The following is a 14995-nucleotide window of genomic DNA, read 5'->3' as shown; positions in this document are numbered from 1 at the left end:
GGCGTGAACCAAACCGGTTTTCAGAGAGAGTGTTCATCTCCCAATTTCCGTGCTGACTTGTGGGTCAATCCTGGATGATTCTTGAGTGCATAACCGGCGAAGTGGAGATTTAGAATCGCCTCCTGGAGGCTGTTGCGCAGGGAGGAGTTGGGTGAGTCGAGGTGTTGCGCCAGTGCCTTCAACGGTACCTCAAGATGAAGTGGGTGTACCGCTACCGGAAGATTCAAGCGACCGGCGAGATTCAGGAAGGGATCGAGGGGGGCGACATCCGGTTGGTTGTGATGATGTGCCCGGCAAGAATAGACGAGTTCCACATCCTCCGGTATCACATTCAGATATTCCCTGTAGGCCTCAGCAAGGGCTTCACTGATCTCGGTCTCACCGTTTATCACAGATCGGACTATCTGGGTAATGCCTCGGGCGGATTGCAGGTTTGGTTCACAAGCAAGTATCGCAGCCATCAGGTGTCGTTGCGTTTTGCTCAGATTGCCGGCCTGGTAACCGGACATATTGAATTGGCGTTGATCCGCGAGGTTCCTTAGAAAAGCCTGAGTACAGACAAAATATCTTGATGTATAGTGAAACAACTCTTCGGCACAGCCACCCCAGCCGGCATGGAACTCCGGGTAGTACAAACCATCAACACACTTCAAGTTGCCATTCATGGTGTCTGACCTTTCTCGATGCCGTGTTGTCTATTGGGTGATTACTGCCGGTTTGTCTGTCAGATGTGTCAGGCATGAGAGGCCATGGCGCTACATACGCCTGTCATGCCTCTCGTAGCATAATATAGCTTAAATGTGGGTAATAACCCCCCGAATTAGTGTTGTCATCGATGCCTTTTTTTATTTAATCTATTGATTTTAAATAAAAATTCAATAGATTGGTAGGCGGATTCACCTGGCTGCCGGGTAGTGTCTGTCAGGTGAGGGCTTGATACCGGATGCAGATCCAATCAAGCCATCCAAGCGGAGTGTGTTGTACTCTAATCAGGGTATATGTCGGAATTCCCTTCCATCGATGGATTGCGTATCGGGATAATTCCGGCAATGCGGGTTGGAAAGAAGTGAAATCAGCAGCTTGCCACACCGATGAATTGAATGGTATCTAAAGCTGGATTAGCTGTGTTGGACTATATAGACTGAACGGATGGATAAGGATGAAGTTTCCAGGGACGGTGATTCATCAGGGAAAAATAACATAATCAGGCTTGGCTATGGAATCGAGTGGAAGCGCTGTTAACCATTGCATATTCAACTCAGGTAAATGAACGATATTATTTTACAGATAAAGAATTATATTCGGTCGGCATGGCGCTTTAGATGGCCGGCAGTTGCAGTCGCATGGGCAGTTGCTTTGATTGGCTGGGCGGCAATATTCATACTGCCTGATAAATATGAATCCGAAGCAAAGGTGTATGTGGATACCGAGAGTGTGCTGCGGCCGCTTCTCGAGGGTTTGGCGGTGCAAAACGACATGAATCAACGTCTGCACCTGATGACCAGAACCCTGCTGAGTCATGAGAATCTGCAAAAGCTGATACTCCAAACGGACTTGGATCACCTCGCTACAAACCATGAAGAGCGCGAACAACTTATAGGCTGGCTAAGGAAAACCATCGTAATCGATGTCGATCGACGACGTATTCCAGGTACACGTGAAACGGAGAATTTCTATACCATCAGATATGTCTATAGTGACCGTTTCATGGCGCAAAAAGTGGTGCAGGTATTGCTCGACATCTTTGTCGAGAGCGCATTGGGCGATACCCGTATCGAGTCGGATGCCGCGCAAAAGTTTCTGCAACAGCAGATTCGGGAATATGAAACCAGACTTGTCGAGGCCGAAAACAGGCTGACCGAATTCAAACGCAAGAATGTCGATACCTTGCCCCGGGAAGGGGCTGGCATATTCCAGCGACTTGAAGAGGCCAGGACGGGACTTGAGGATATTCAGCTGCAACTCAAAGAGGCCCGGATTCGACGTGACGAGCTTAAGCGGCAATATACGACAACACTTGCGGAAGAGGAGCAGAGGGGAGCCAGTCTTGGTGTATCAGCAAATGCCGATTCGCCGACGGCACAGCGTTTGCTCGCGATGCAGACACGTCTGGATGAACTGCTACTGCGGTATACAGAGGAGCATCCGGATGTTCAGGAGTTGAAGGAAACCATCGAGGATTTGAAGCAGCAGGCGGCTGCGGCACCCCCCGTGGCATCGAGTGCGCTTTCTGCACCGAGTTCCGTATCGACGGCGTTAGAGCAGTTGAAACTCTCCTATCGTGAATCAGAGGTCGAATTGAGGACGATTCGGCTGCGTCATGATGAGTATCAAGCCCGAGTCAATGAACTCAAAAAGAAACTGGATACCCTGCCTAAAGTTGAAGCGGAGTTGACCCGGCTAAACCGTGACTACTCCATCAATAAAGAGAACTACCAGGAATTGGTGCAAAGGCTCGAATCGGCGAGGATGTCGGAACAGGCCGATGAGGCCGGCGACAATCTAAAATTCAGAATTGTCGAGCCGCCCAAGGTCCCCATACTCCCCGTCGGTCCAAAACGACTGCTATTGTCCGCCCTGGTCCTGTTGGGGGCACTGGGTGTTGGCGGGGGCCTGGCATTTCTGCTGTCGACAATAAAGCCCGTCTATTTTGATATGCGCACACTCAGGGCGGAATTGGAGTTTCCTGTTCTGGGACAGGTAACGAGATTAATGACGGATGATGTGAGGATGAAGCGGCGGCTTGAAATCGGCGGTTTCGTATCCGTCGTTATCCTGCTGTTTCTGCTGTTCGTCGGTATCGTACTCATCCATGTCATGGGCATGAGGGAAGACATCATTATGTTGGTCAAACAATCGGGTCTTCTCTCGCTTCTCCGCAATGGTACCTAAATCCCTCCCATTGGGGTGGTTGGATCGATCAGGCCACTCTCAATAGCACAGGACTCAGATCCGATATTTTGATATATTTCCGCCCTTCCACTATGGCCGGAGAGAACGAGATGTTCGAAAAAAGCATGCAGATTCAGGGTTATGACGACGAACTTTGGGCAGCCATAGAGGCAGAGGAGCGGCGTCAGGAAGAGCATATTGAACTCATAGCGTCAGAAAACTACACCAGCCCAAGGGTCATGCAGGCCCAGGGTGGAGTGATGACCAACAAATATGCGGAGGGATATCCGCGGAAGCGCTATTATGGCGGTTGTGAAAATGTCGATGTTGCCGAGCAGCTGGCCATCGATCGTGCCAAGGCGCTGTTCAGTGCGGACTATGCCAATGTGCAGCCCCATTCCGGTTCCCAGGCCAATGCAGCGGTCTATATGGCATTGTGTGAGCCTGGGGATACCATACTCGGTATGAGTCTGGCGCATGGTGGTCATCTGACCCATGGCGCCAAGCCCAACTTCTCCGGAAAAATATATAATGCAATCCAATATGGATTGAATCCCGATAGCGGTGAAATCGACTACGACGAAGTTGAGCGCCTGGCCAGAGAGCATAAACCGAAAATGATCGTGGCCGGTTTTTCCGCCTATTCAAGGGTAGTCGATTGGCAACGATTTCGTGATATTGCCGATGAAGTGGGTGCCTTTCTGTTTGTCGATATGGCCCACGTTGCCGGCCTGATAGCCGCCGGACACTACCCCAATCCTGTACAGATTGCGGATGTCACCACGACCACCACACATAAGACCCTGCGTGGACCACGTGGCGGGTTGATCCTGGCCAAGGCCAATCCGGAAATCGAAAAGAAGCTGAATTCTCTGGTCTTTCCAGGCACACAGGGTGGCCCGTTAATGCATGTAATCGCGGCCAAGGCTGTGGCCTTCAAAGAGGCGATGGAACCTGAATTCAAGGCCTATCAACGGGATGTCATCGAGAATGCACGCGCCATGGCCAAGGTCTTCACGGAACGGGGATATGATGTGGTCTCCAAGGGAACGGATGATCATCTCTTTCTCGTCAGTTTCATCGAGGCAGGCCTGACCGGTAAAGATGTTGATGCCTGGCTGGGTGCGGCGAATATAACTGTGAACAAGAATGCGGTGCCCAATGATCCTCAGTCGCCATTTGTGACGTCGGGGATAAGGGTCGGTACACCTGCGGTTACAACCCGTGGTTTCAGCGAAAAGGATTGCGTGGAGTTGACGGGTTGGATGTGTGATGTGATCGACAGTCGGGGTGATCAGGCGGTTATCGATGAAGTCAGGGCAAAGGTTCTTGCAATCTGTGCCAAATATCCTGTTTATAAGGATTAATGATGAATTTTGAGTGCTGAATGCAATTTGCATGCTTCACACGGTTACTTAGCGATAGAGGTACGTGCAGAGTGAGCAGTAAAATTCAAAACTCAAAAATCAGAATTCAAAATTTATAAAGATGCGTTGTCCATTCTGTGGAGCCCAGGATACAAAAGTTATCGACTCCCGACTTGCCGGAGAGGGTGATCAGATTCGCAGGCGTCGCGAGTGCACGGTCTGCAAGGAGCGCTTCACTACCTACGAGACGGCAGAACTCAATCTTCCCTGGGTGGTGAAACAGGATGGCAGCCGGGTCCATTTCGACGGTCGCAAGCTTCGAGCGGGGATGGCTCGCGCACTGGAAAAGAGGCCAGTGAGCGCTGAGCACCTGGATACGGCAATCAACCACATTACCCGAAAATTGATGGCGGGTGGTGAGCGGGAGGTCGCTTCGCTGGCGATTGGCGAACTGGTGATGGATGAGTTGAAGCGGTTGGATCAGGTTGCCTATGTCAGGTTCGCTTCCGTATATCGTAAATTCGAAGACGTGAATGCCTTTCGCGAAGAGATCGAAAAGCTGGAGCAACAACCGAGTCCTGAAGAGCATCGGCGACAGCTTGAACTGTTGCGCGACGAGGAAAAGAAGCGTTGAACAGCGCCCTCGACCAACGCTTTATGGCGCGGGCCATTCAACTTGCCAGGCTGGGTTGGTACAGCACCCACCCAAATCCCCGTGTCGGCTGTCTGATCGTCAAAGAGGGTGAGGTCATTGCCGAAGGTTACCACCGGCGTGCCGGGGAACCCCATGCCGAGCGCAATGCCCTGGCAAAGGCGGGTGTGGCCGCCAGTGGGGCGACAGCCTATGTAACCCTGGAGCCATGCTGCCATCATGGCAGGACACCCCCGTGCACTGAGGCCCTTATTGAGTCGGGTGTAAAACGTGTCGTGGTGGGGATGCCTGATCCGAATCCCTTGGTGGCGGGACAAGGCCTGGAACTGTTGCGTCAAGCCGGCATCCAGGTCACTGAGGGAGTGATGCGGCCACAGGTGGAGGCACTTAACCCGGGGTTTATTAAGCGCATGATCCATGGGCTGCCCTATATACGGTGCAAAATGGCTATGAGTCTGGATGGCCGCACAGCCATGGCTGATGGTGAGAGCCAATGGATAACATCACCCGCAGCCCGGGTGGATGTGCAAAAGTTGCGCGCCCAGAGCGCAGCCATACTCACGGGCGTAGGGACCCTGCTGGCCGATGATCCCTCTATGAATGTTCGCTTGTCCGCGATGGAGCTGGGTCTTGAGGAAGGTGTTCCGATTCCGCACCCGGTTCGGGTAGTGCTGGATCCTGAACTTGCTACACCGGGGGACGCTAAAATGCTCGGTTTGCCGGGACCCACGCTGATTATCTGCAGTGACGAGCAACCGGTCCATGGCGCTGCACTGGAGGCTGCCGGTGCGCAAATTGTGAGGCTGCCGGGAGACAAACAGCGACTCGATCTACACCAGGTAATACGCTTTCTGGGAGAACAGGAGATCAATGAGGTTCTGTTGGAGTCGGGGGCGACCCTGGCTGGCGCAATGCTGGAACAGGGTCTGGTGGATGAGCTGATAATCTATCAGGCACCGCATCTGATGGGAAACAAGGGACGGGGCCTCTTCCTTCTCCCCGGTATTGCGCGAATGGCTGATCGTATCGCATTGCAGGTGACTGATTTACGTCAGGTTGGAACCGATATTCGTATTACCGCAAGACTTAGTGAAACTGGGGGCTGAGCATGTTTACCGGTATCATCCAGGCAGTCGGCACGATCGCCGGCATTGAGACCAGACAGGGTGATCTGCGCTTGACAGTCAACGGCGGTCAGCTCGATATGAGCGATGTGACATTGGGTGACAGCATTGCCACCAACGGTATCTGCCTGACCGTGATCGATTTGTCGCGAGAGGGCTTCAGCGCCGATGTTTCACGGGAGACACTATCACTCACCACGCTTGAGAAACTGCAACCCGGGAGTCCGGTGAACCTGGAAAAGGCGTTGACCCTGAGTACCCCCCTGGGGGGACATCTGGTGAGTGGTCATGTGGATGGTGTGGGGCGTGTGGTGGAACGGCGGGATGACGCCCGCTCGATACGTTTCAGAATAGAAGCGCCGGCAGGGTTGGCGCGCTATATTGCCCATAAAGGATCGATCTGCGTCGATGGCGCAAGCCTGACAGTGAACGGCGTGGAGGGCTCCGGTTTCGATTTGAACATCGTTCCCCATACGCTGAAACAGACCATTATGGAAAACTACCGGGTTGGTAGCGAAGTCAATCTTGAAGTCGATCTGGTTGCCCGCTACCTGGAACGCCTGGTGTTGGGTGGAGAGGAGACAAAACACAGTGTCTCGGGGGTGACCGAGACACTGCTTAAGAAGCACGGATTTATTCGAAGTTAGGCTGTCGCTTCAGTCGTCCTCATTGATACGCAGCACCAAACGGGCTACGGGGCCCTGCCAGGTATGCACCCTGGCATCGAGGTCGCTTATGCCGCCCGATGGATCGTCATCACCGATCACGCCCCGATGCAGATGGACTGTCTGATTGTGGTCCGGTCCCACTGAGGCAACGCCCCCACTCCCTGCATTACCACCGGGATCGGCCGGAATACCCGGTGTGCCGGGAGCGCCACCACCGTTAATGATTTCGTCATTCGCTTCGGTACCGGCATCATAGCCGTGCAGATAGTAGGTGTAAGTCCCTTTTTTCTTGGGGATTCTCAACCCATCAAGGCCGACGAAGCCGTCATTGGTGGGTAGAAGCATACCCACGATCGAGAGGTATCGGTTTCTCTTCCTTGGCCTGTCGATGACCGCCTCGGCACTGGCGCCCGGCGCCAACAGGCCGGAAGCCGGATTGGCGACATACTCGCCGCCGGCTGCTTCCACATCGCCTATCAGACCATCGATGTTGCCACCCTCAGCCATCGCCTGCAGATTGGCGGAGGCAGGTGTACTGATTTCAAACAGGTGGGTATTGCGTTTGTGGGCGGCTACCAGCAGTGGCGTGAAGTAGACGGCGTTTGTCAGATTCGTGACTTCAATACTGATTTCTCTTCCATCTGCAAAGGTGTTTGCAGAGATAAGCAAGCCGACAGATGCGGCTATGGCGGTCAGGTTTTTATTCATGATCTTCTCCTCTTTGAGATCGGGGTGGTATTTTTGCTGTGTATGAGAGTCTGTACCTCTAACTTCCATTTCCGGTCACGAAATCATCACAAATAGATCACATGGGAGGAGTCGACCGGCAACTGACCCTGCCACCTGGAATGAATGCACAGGAACCTGGTGGATGAAATTCAGATGCCCTGATCAGATTGCTCTGTTACAATAAGCGGTTAACTTTGAACATAATTTCATGGGTAGTACATGGCGCTTAACACCACAGAAGAGATCATTGACGACCTAAGGCAGGGGAAGATGGTCATCATCATGGACGATGAGGATCGAGAAAACGAGGGCGATCTGGTGATGGCGGCTGAGTGCGTGACAGCGGACGCAATCAATTTCATGGCCCGTTATGGGCGTGGTTTGATCTGTCTGACTCTCACCAAGGAGCGGTGCAGCCAGCTGCGGCTGCCACTGATGGTCACTACCGATGATGAGCTTTCCGCCACTAACTTCACGGTGTCCATTGAGGCGGCGGACGGGGTCACAACAGGGATTTCCGCAGCGGACCGCTCCACGACCATCCGAGCAGCCGTGGCCCAAGATGCAAAGCCGCAGGATCTCGTCCAGCCGGGACATATCTTTCCCCTGATGGCGCAACCCGGTGGCGTGCTGGTGCGTGCCGGTCACACCGAGGCAGGCTGTGATTTATCGCGTCTCGCGGGTCATTCACCGGCTTCGGTTATCGTTGAGATCCTCAATGAGGATGGAACCATGGCCCGCCGTCCCGATCTGGAGAAATTCGCTGCAGACTTCGGCCTGAAGATTGGGACCATTGCCGATCTGATTCACTACAGAATACGAAACGAGACCACTATCGAACGGGTGAGTGAGTGTAATTTTCCCACGCAATTCGGCAATTTTCGGCTGGTTGCCTACCAGGATATGGTGGACAACGAACTCCATCTGGCGCTGGTCAGGGGGCATCCCGCCGCCGACCGGCCGACGCTGGTCAGGGTCCACATGCAGAACAGTCTTTGTGATCTCTTCGAAGCTAAAATCAGTGAATGCGGGTGGCCGTTGCGAAATGCCATGAGTATGATCGGCAAGGAGGACGAGGGTGTCATCGTGGTGCTGAGGAATCACGATTCGGCCAGAGAGATCGTGCAGAGAATGATCGACATGCAGGCTCTCGACAATTCGCAGAAAAAGTTTATCAAGCGAGACAACAGCAAGGAGTTGCGAACCTATGGTGTCGGGGCACAGATACTGTTCGATCTCGGGGTAAGAAAAATGCGGGTGCTCAGTGCGCCGAAAAGCATTCATGCCCTCTCAGGATTCGATATGGAAGTTACCGAGTACGTGGTGGGTGAAAAGTAGATCGCCTATTGCGAATGCGATCGGCGGCTGCGGCCAATCGGTACAATATATCGAGAAAGAGGGTGGTGAGACGTCAGGATCGTAAAATTATGCGTCGAAATGAATGGACTCTGACTATAGTTTAGATGCGAACGGTAAACATCAGTTTCAACTTCAGGGTAGTGATAGATGAGTATAAAGACAATCGAAGGGGCAATGAGTGTCGAGAAGGCACGCTTCTGTCTGGTGGTGGCGCGTTTCAACAGCTTCATTGTAGAAAGTCTGCTGGATGGGGCCGTGGATACCCTGAAGCGACATGGTGCCAGTGAGGACGACATTACCCTGGTACGTGTACCGGGTGCGTTCGAGATGCCGTTGGCATTGGAGAAATTGGCGGCGAAGGGCGAGTATGACGCCATCATCGCATTGGGTGCTGTGATACGCGGGGGCACGCCGCATTTCGACTACGTCGCCGGTGAGTGTGTGAAAGGCATGGCGCAGGTTATGCTGAAACATGGAGTTCCAATCGCTTTCGGTGTATTGACCGTGGACACGATTGAGCAAGCCATCGAGCGCGCCGGCACCAAGGCGGGGAACAAGGGAGCAGAGGCAACCCTGTCTGCCATTGAAATGGTTAACCTCTTGCGTCAGATCGGTTGATGAGTGAAAAACGCAACCAGGCGCGCAAGCATGCGGTACAGGCTATCTATCAGTGGCAGATAGCCGGTCAGGATATCCCAGATATCATCAATCAGTTTCTCGAGGAACAGGATCTCAACAGTTTTGAGATTCCCTACTTCCAGGATTTGATGAAAGGCGTGCCAGGCCACCTGGTGGAATTGGATGAATTACTCAAGCCAACCCTGGACCGGGCCATCGAGAGTGTGGATCCGGTCGAGCGTGCGATTCTGCGGTTGGGTGCCTATGAATTGAGCCACAAGCCGGAAATTCCCTATCGTGTGGTAATCAATGAGGCAGTGGAACTGGCCAAGGTGTTTGGCGCGGAGCAGGGCCATAAGTTCGTCAATGGCGTGCTCGATCAGGTGGCTAGAAAGGTACGTGCCGTAGAGGTCAATGTGGGGCGAAGCTAGGATTACCCGATAGCAGCACCATCGTCATTCTTCATCCTTGTATCCATACCGCATATATGTTTTGGACAGCTCCAGCGGTATCACTCGTTTTCCTCTTTCAGCATGGTATTGGTATAGCGCAGGATCAGGATGGCGAGGGTCAACATCAATATCGCGCCGGTAACGGTCAGTATCGTCTTGTCTGGCATCCCCTTGATATCGATGGTCAGCATACGTGTGAGAGCGGTAATCGCTATGTAGATGAGAAATTGAACCGGGAGTCTGCGTGTCTTGAAGTAGATGCCAACCATCGCACCCAATTCCAGGTAGATGAACAGCAGCAGGATATCCTTAAGAGATGCATGGCCGTGATTGATCATCTCCATATAAGCGACGACACCGGACCATACCACGGTTGCGCCGATAACGAATAGCCCAACCACGTGAAACACCTCTACCATGGCGTCACCAATCTTGTCTACGTGATGATAGTTGTATGGTTTTCTCAATCGTTCAGCCTCTTTGTTGTTCTCTCCCGAGGAGAATGATGCTCTTTTTCTTCAACACCTTGAAAGTTACACTGACAATTTACCGGAGACAATAGCCAGCCACCCAATGAGTAAGCGCAGCGACATCTCTGAATTCGATCTTATCAACGACTATTTCGCCGACATGACGTCACAACGCGAGGACGTGGCATTGGGCATTGGTGATGATGCCGCACTGCTGCGGGTGCCGCAGGGAATGGAGCTGGCCGTGAGCGTCGATACCCTGGTTGCCGGTGTGCACTTTTTTCCCGACATTTCGCCGTCGGATCTTGGTCACAAGGTGTTGGCGGTCAATCTGAGTGACCTGGCGGCGATGGGGGCCGAGCCGGCGTGGGCGACCCTGGCGTTGACGCTGCCCGGGGTCGATGGCGTGTGGATCGGCGAATTCTGTCGAGGATTCAGCGAACTGGCGGCACACTATGATCTCCAGCTTGTGGGGGGGGATACCACATCAGGGCCATTGAGTATCACTGTACAGGTTCAGGGTCTGTTGCCCATGGGTATGGGGTTGACCCGCAGCGGTGCCCAAGTGGGGGATGATATCTATGTCACAGGTACCCTTGGCGATGCCGCATTGGCACTGGTCTGTAAGCGTGATGGGGAGGACCGGGAAGACATGCCGCAGCTTCTGGGGCGTCTTGACCGGCCCATCCCCAGGGTTGAGGCCGGTATCGCCCTGCGTGGTTTCGCCAGCAGTGCAATCGATATCTCAGACGGACTGGCGGCGGACCTCGGCCATATTTTGCAATCGAGCGGGGTTGGTGCCAGCGTGGACCTCGATAGGATACCCTTGTCGCCCTCGGTCGCCGCCTCTCTCCAGGAGTCAAATGATTGGTCACTCATCATCGCGGGTGGTGACGACTATGAGCTCTGTTTTACTCTGCCACCTGTACACCGGGATCAGGTGGCGTCGATCTCCCGACGAATCGGTGTAACCATGACGCGTATCGGTTTGATTGATGCGCAGTCGGATTTGCGTTGTCTCTTGCCGGATGGGTCTTTATGGTCCCCTGAGCATACCGGTTACGAGCATTTTTCGAGATCAGATGGAGATAATTGAGTATGGGTCCAGTTCCACTACCGGGGATGGTGCCGATCGATGAATGAAGTGAAAGCGCCCCCTGACATGAGCAAGCCGGTGCATTTGCTTGCGTTCGGCTTCGGCAGTGGACTTCTGCCCAAGGCGCCCGGCACATATGGTACCCTGGTTGGGGTACCGCTCTACCTGCTGTTGCAGCCGTTGTCATTGACCCTCTACATACTCATCGTGTTGGTGGCATTCCTTGCCGGTTTGTGGATCTGTCAACGCACTTCTGAAGACCTGGGGGTGCATGATCATAGTGGTATTGTATGGGATGAAATCGTTGGCTACCTGGTTGGGATGACATTCGCCCCATCCGGTTGGCTATGGATTGTGATCGGTTTTTTGCTTTTTCGCCTGTTTGATATCCTCAAACCCTGGCCTATCATCTGGATTGACCATAGGGTGCAGGGCGGATTGGGTATCATGCTTGACGATCTGTTGGCCGGACTCTATACCGCAGGCGCTGTTTTTCTGCTTAATCTGACAGGATGGTTCTCATGAGAAAAGGCTGTTTCATGTTGCTGTTTCTGGCTGCAATCTACCATGGCCAGGCCTTTGCGGTTGACCGGGTAGTCGTGGAAGCGCTGTTCACAGATAAGGCGATGGTGACGATTGACGGCGTCAGAAGGCTGCTGAAACTCGACAAGCCCTCTCCCGAGGGTGTAAGGCTCATCTCAGCAAGCAGCAAGGAGGCGGTACTGGAGGTGGATGGAGAACGTCGAACATACCCCCTTGGCGGGCATATCACCACCCGCTTTTCCAAACCCGAAGTGATGACGGCCAAGGTATGGCGGAATCAAGCCGGCGCCTATACCACAGTGGGTACGATCAATGGCAGGACGGTCAATTTTCTCGTCGATACCGGTGCTACGGCCGTCGCCATGCATGCCAACCAAGCCAAGCGCCTGGGCATAGCCTACAAACTGAAAGGAACGCGTATTTTGGTCAATACGGCCAGTGGCAGCGTAGCGGCGTACGATGTCACGCTCGATAGGGTTCAGGTCGGTGATATCACCCTCAATAATGTCAGAGGGTTTATCATCGATAATAATGGTCCCGCACGGGTGCTATTGGGTATGAGTTTTCTCAACCGGGTGAAAATGGAGGACCAGGGGACAGTATTGCTATTGGAAAAGCGTTTCTGACATACATGCATGGGTGAGCGGCTGATCGGGATTATACCGGATCGGATGTCTTATCCCGCTCAATCAAGGCGTAGGCGGAGTGGTTATGGATGGATTCAAAATTCTCCGACTCAACAGTGTAGGCGCTGATACGCTGTTCACGATTCAATTGCACCGCGATATCCCGCACCATATCTTCGACGAACTTCGGATTGTCGTAGGCGTGTTCGGTGACATATTTCTCATCAGGTCTTTTCAGCAGACCAAAGAGTTCACAGGAGGCCTGTTCCTCCACCATGTCGATAATCTCTTCGATCCAGATAAAACCGACAGTCCTTGCCTGCACGGTGACATGAGAGCGTTGGTTGTGGGCGCCACGGTCGGAAATCTTCTTCGAACAGGGACAGAGGCTGGTAACCGGAACCACAACCTTGATATCAATAACCGGTTTACCCCCATGGATTTCACCGATCAGCGTTACATCGTAGTCGAGCAGGCTTTTTACACCAGAGACCGGTGCCGTTTTATTGATGAAGAAGGGAAAATTCATCTCAATATGACCTGATTCCGCTTCAAGTCTTTCGGTCATCTCGGCCAGCATATCCTTGAATGATTCGACGGTAACCTCTGTTTCATGGCTGTTCAGGATCTCCACGAACCTGGACATATGGGTGCCCTTGAAGTTGTGCGGAAGGTTAACGTACATATTGAAGTTGGCAATCGTATGTTGTTCGCCCTCACTGCGGTCCCTGATTCTCATAGGATGGCGAATGTCTTTGATACCTACCTTGTTGATGGCAATCTGGCGCGTATCGGCCGAATTCTGCACATCGGCTATTTGAGAACCGCTAAGCGGTGTCTTGTCGAGCATGTTCATTATTCCTGCCTCACCACGAGGTGAAGGCGTATGATAAGTGTTGATTCAAGGGTATCGTCACCACAGGTCGGGGACAACAGATAGAACATCAGGTATTTGCAACCGAATCATCGGATTCAGGGCCGGATTGTGATCATTCCCCTGGAATCAACCGGGTCGAACGCACAATTATCTCTAAAACCCGTGCCTAGAGTCAAACCGGCGGTGTTTACAGGGATGTCTTGATGGCTCTTATTAACCATTTATAAAACAATTGGTTAGCAATCCCAATTGACAGCGCACTCAATTGCCGTCAAATACCCTTATGTTGTCGAAGTGAGGCTGGGTTCCAGCTCGCTGGAGTTGGCCGCGCTTCGGAGAAGAGGTCCCACACCAAGCTAATCGTTTTAAAATCAGTGTTTTCTGGCTGTAATATAGTGCCCTAGCCAACGTAGCGGATCTGCCTCATTATCGAAGGCATCCAGACTCTGTAATGCCTCCTGTATGAGTTCTTGCGCCTTCTCTTTGGCGCCGGCGAGTCCGAGTAGCGAGGGGTAGGTCGGTTTTTCCTGGACCAGATCTTTTCCCTGGGTCTTTCCCAGAGTTTCAGTGTCGCCTTCGATATCGAGGATATCGTCCTGAATCTGAAACGCCAGCCCAATACACTTGGCGTAGTGATCGAGATGATGGGTGAGGGCCTTATCGGCGTCAGGATCGAGCAAGGCACCCAAGCGTACCGCAGCACGGATCAGTGCGCCGGTTTTATGTATGTGCAGATTCTCCAACTCTGCCAGGTTGAGTTCCCTCCCCACCGCCTCCAGGTCGATGGCCTGTCCTCCTGCCATGCCGCGAGAACCGCTGGCCCGCGCAAGGGTTTCCACCATTGAGAGCCTGATCCGGGCGTCTGCCTGCATGCACGGATCGCAACAGAGGGATTTGAAGGCCAGGGATTGCAAGGCATCCCCCACCAGGATTGCCGTCGCCTCATCGTAGGCGCGGTGACAGGTTGGTTGATTCCGTCTCAAATCATCATCGTCCATTGCAGGCAGATCGTCATGAACGAGGGAATAGGCGTGAATCAGCTCGACAGCGCTGGCAGGGGTATCGAGTCTTTCCCAGGAGACATTGAGAGCCTGACCGGCTGCATACACCAGCAGGGGCCGGATTCGCTTGCCGCCGTTCAGGGTGGCGTATCGCATGGCCTCATGCAGGCGTGTTGGCAGGGTGGTGGAGGGGGGTAGAATTCGGTCAAGGGCCTGCTCCACACGCTGTTGGCATTTGAGGGTGAAGGCCTTCAGGCCGTCATTCATTATCATCGGTGAAGGATTCCAGCTCGGATGTTTGAGTCTCGCCGTTGAGGATGCGTATTTTCTGTTCAGCCTCTTGCAGTGATGCTTGGCAGATTCGGGTCAGGGCTACCCCGCGTTCAAATGATTGCAGTGACGCCTCGAGAGACAAATCCCCCTGCTCAAGAGCTTCTATCAGGCTTTCCAACTCTTTCATCGCCTCTTCGAAGGTGGGTGTTTTCGGTTTTCTTGGCACTTTCTTTTATCGCTTTAATAGA

17 protein-coding genes are annotated in these 14995 nt (G+C 53.1%); 11 read left to right on the top strand and 6 right to left on the bottom strand.

From position 1 onward, the window contains the following. Nucleotides 1–20: 20 nt before the first annotated feature. Nucleotides 21–665 carry an endonuclease gene (locus CODIS_RS03960; RefSeq protein WP_069121564.1) on the bottom strand — a complete coding sequence of 215 codons (645 nt, stop codon included), beginning with the start codon at nucleotides 663–665 and terminating at the stop codon, nucleotides 21–23. 601 nt (nucleotides 666–1266) lie between these two features. Here CODIS_RS03960 and CODIS_RS03955 point away from each other — a divergent pair. The 5 genes from CODIS_RS03955 to CODIS_RS03935 all read left to right on the top strand — a co-directional run bounded on the left by CODIS_RS03955 (nucleotide 1267) and on the right by CODIS_RS03935 (nucleotide 6682). Further along, nucleotides 1267–2892, top strand: coding sequence for an XrtA system polysaccharide chain length determinant (locus CODIS_RS03955; RefSeq protein WP_069121563.1), 1626 nt, complete (start codon nucleotides 1267–1269; stop codon nucleotides 2890–2892). Nucleotides 2893–3002: 110 nt separating this feature from the next. Beyond that, nucleotides 3003–4259, top strand: a complete 1257-nt coding sequence (glyA, locus tag CODIS_RS03950) for a serine hydroxymethyltransferase (RefSeq protein WP_069121772.1) — start codon at nucleotides 3003–3005, stop codon at nucleotides 4257–4259. A 121-nt stretch (nucleotides 4260–4380) separates the two neighbouring features. Next, the gene (gene nrdR, locus CODIS_RS03945; protein WP_069121562.1) at nucleotides 4381–4893 is read left to right on the top strand and encodes a transcriptional regulator NrdR; all 513 of its coding nucleotides are present in this window, start codon (nucleotides 4381–4383) and stop codon (nucleotides 4891–4893) included. A gap of 23 nt (nucleotides 4894–4916) precedes the next feature. Then, a complete protein-coding gene (gene ribD, locus CODIS_RS03940; protein ID WP_069121771.1) occupies nucleotides 4917–6017 on the top strand; it encodes a bifunctional diaminohydroxyphosphoribosylaminopyrimidine deaminase/5-amino-6-(5-phosphoribosylamino)uracil reductase RibD in 1101 nt (366 codons plus the stop codon). Between the two features lie 2 nt (nucleotides 6018–6019). Next, a complete protein-coding gene (locus CODIS_RS03935; RefSeq protein WP_069121561.1) occupies nucleotides 6020–6682 on the top strand; it encodes a riboflavin synthase in 663 nt (220 codons plus the stop codon). A gap of 9 nt (nucleotides 6683–6691) precedes the next feature. Here CODIS_RS03935 and CODIS_RS03930 read toward each other — a convergent pair whose 3' ends face one another. After that, a complete protein-coding gene (locus tag CODIS_RS03930; RefSeq protein ID WP_069121560.1) occupies nucleotides 6692–7411 on the bottom strand; it encodes a spondin domain-containing protein in 720 nt (239 codons plus the stop codon). 240 nt (nucleotides 7412–7651) lie between these two features. Between CODIS_RS03930 and ribBA the strand changes: the two genes are divergently transcribed. The 3 genes from ribBA to nusB all read left to right on the top strand — a co-directional run bounded on the left by ribBA (nucleotide 7652) and on the right by nusB (nucleotide 9840). Further along, nucleotides 7652–8770 carry a bifunctional 3,4-dihydroxy-2-butanone-4-phosphate synthase/GTP cyclohydrolase II gene (gene ribBA / locus CODIS_RS03925; RefSeq protein ID WP_069121559.1) on the top strand — a complete coding sequence of 373 codons (1119 nt, stop codon included), beginning with the start codon at nucleotides 7652–7654 and terminating at the stop codon, nucleotides 8768–8770. 168 nt (nucleotides 8771–8938) lie between these two features. Beyond that, nucleotides 8939–9409, top strand: a complete 471-nt coding sequence (gene ribH / locus CODIS_RS03920; protein WP_069121558.1) for a 6,7-dimethyl-8-ribityllumazine synthase — start codon at nucleotides 8939–8941, stop codon at nucleotides 9407–9409. Continuing rightward, nucleotides 9409–9840 carry a transcription antitermination factor NusB gene (gene nusB, locus CODIS_RS03915; protein WP_069121557.1) on the top strand — a complete coding sequence of 144 codons (432 nt, stop codon included), beginning with the start codon at nucleotides 9409–9411 and terminating at the stop codon, nucleotides 9838–9840. The genes ribH and nusB overlap by 1 nt, the downstream gene beginning before the upstream one ends. An 80-nt stretch (nucleotides 9841–9920) precedes the next feature. Here the strand turns inward: nusB and CODIS_RS03910 are convergent, their stop codons facing one another. Then, the gene (locus CODIS_RS03910; protein ID WP_069121556.1) at nucleotides 9921–10328 is read right to left on the bottom strand and encodes a phosphate-starvation-inducible protein PsiE; all 408 of its coding nucleotides are present in this window, start codon (nucleotides 10326–10328) and stop codon (nucleotides 9921–9923) included. Between the two features lie 106 nt (nucleotides 10329–10434). Between CODIS_RS03910 and thiL the strand changes: the two genes are divergently transcribed. The 3 genes from thiL to CODIS_RS03895 are packed head-to-tail and all read left to right on the top strand — an operon-like array spanning nucleotide 10435 to nucleotide 12596. Further along, the gene (thiL, locus tag CODIS_RS03905) at nucleotides 10435–11427 is read left to right on the top strand and encodes a thiamine-phosphate kinase (RefSeq protein ID WP_235615123.1); all 993 of its coding nucleotides are present in this window, start codon (nucleotides 10435–10437) and stop codon (nucleotides 11425–11427) included. A 39-nt stretch (nucleotides 11428–11466) separates the two neighbouring features. Then, nucleotides 11467–11952, top strand: a complete 486-nt coding sequence (locus CODIS_RS03900; RefSeq protein WP_069121555.1) for a phosphatidylglycerophosphatase A family protein — start codon at nucleotides 11467–11469, stop codon at nucleotides 11950–11952. After that, on the top strand, nucleotides 11949–12596 hold the full coding sequence (locus tag CODIS_RS03895; RefSeq protein WP_069121554.1) for a retropepsin-like aspartic protease family protein: 648 nt from the start codon (nucleotides 11949–11951) through the stop codon (nucleotides 12594–12596). The genes CODIS_RS03900 and CODIS_RS03895 overlap by 4 nt, the downstream gene beginning before the upstream one ends. A 31-nt stretch (nucleotides 12597–12627) precedes the next feature. On the opposite strand, the gene folE2 is transcribed toward CODIS_RS03895, so the two are convergent. From folE2 to CODIS_RS03880, 3 genes are all read right to left on the bottom strand, one after another. Next, nucleotides 12628–13446, bottom strand: coding sequence for a GTP cyclohydrolase FolE2 (gene folE2 / locus CODIS_RS03890; protein WP_083220561.1), 819 nt, complete (start codon nucleotides 13444–13446; stop codon nucleotides 12628–12630). Nucleotides 13447–13844: 398 nt separating this feature from the next. Then, the gene (ispA, locus tag CODIS_RS03885) at nucleotides 13845–14747 is read right to left on the bottom strand and encodes a (2E,6E)-farnesyl diphosphate synthase (RefSeq protein WP_417903651.1); all 903 of its coding nucleotides are present in this window, start codon (nucleotides 14745–14747) and stop codon (nucleotides 13845–13847) included. After that, on the bottom strand, nucleotides 14734–14973 hold the full coding sequence (locus CODIS_RS03880) for an exodeoxyribonuclease VII small subunit (RefSeq protein WP_069121551.1): 240 nt from the start codon (nucleotides 14971–14973) through the stop codon (nucleotides 14734–14736). The genes ispA and CODIS_RS03880 overlap by 14 nt, the downstream gene beginning before the upstream one ends. Nucleotides 14974–14995 lie beyond the last annotated feature (22 nt).

Source organism: Candidatus Thiodiazotropha endolucinida, assembly GCF_001715975.1.
Taxonomy (GTDB): Bacteria; Pseudomonadota; Gammaproteobacteria; order Chromatiales; family Chromatiaceae; genus Thiodiazotropha; species Thiodiazotropha endolucinida.
The sequence above is the reverse complement of the archived record's forward strand: the minus strand, read 5'-3'. Positions and strand labels throughout refer to the sequence as shown.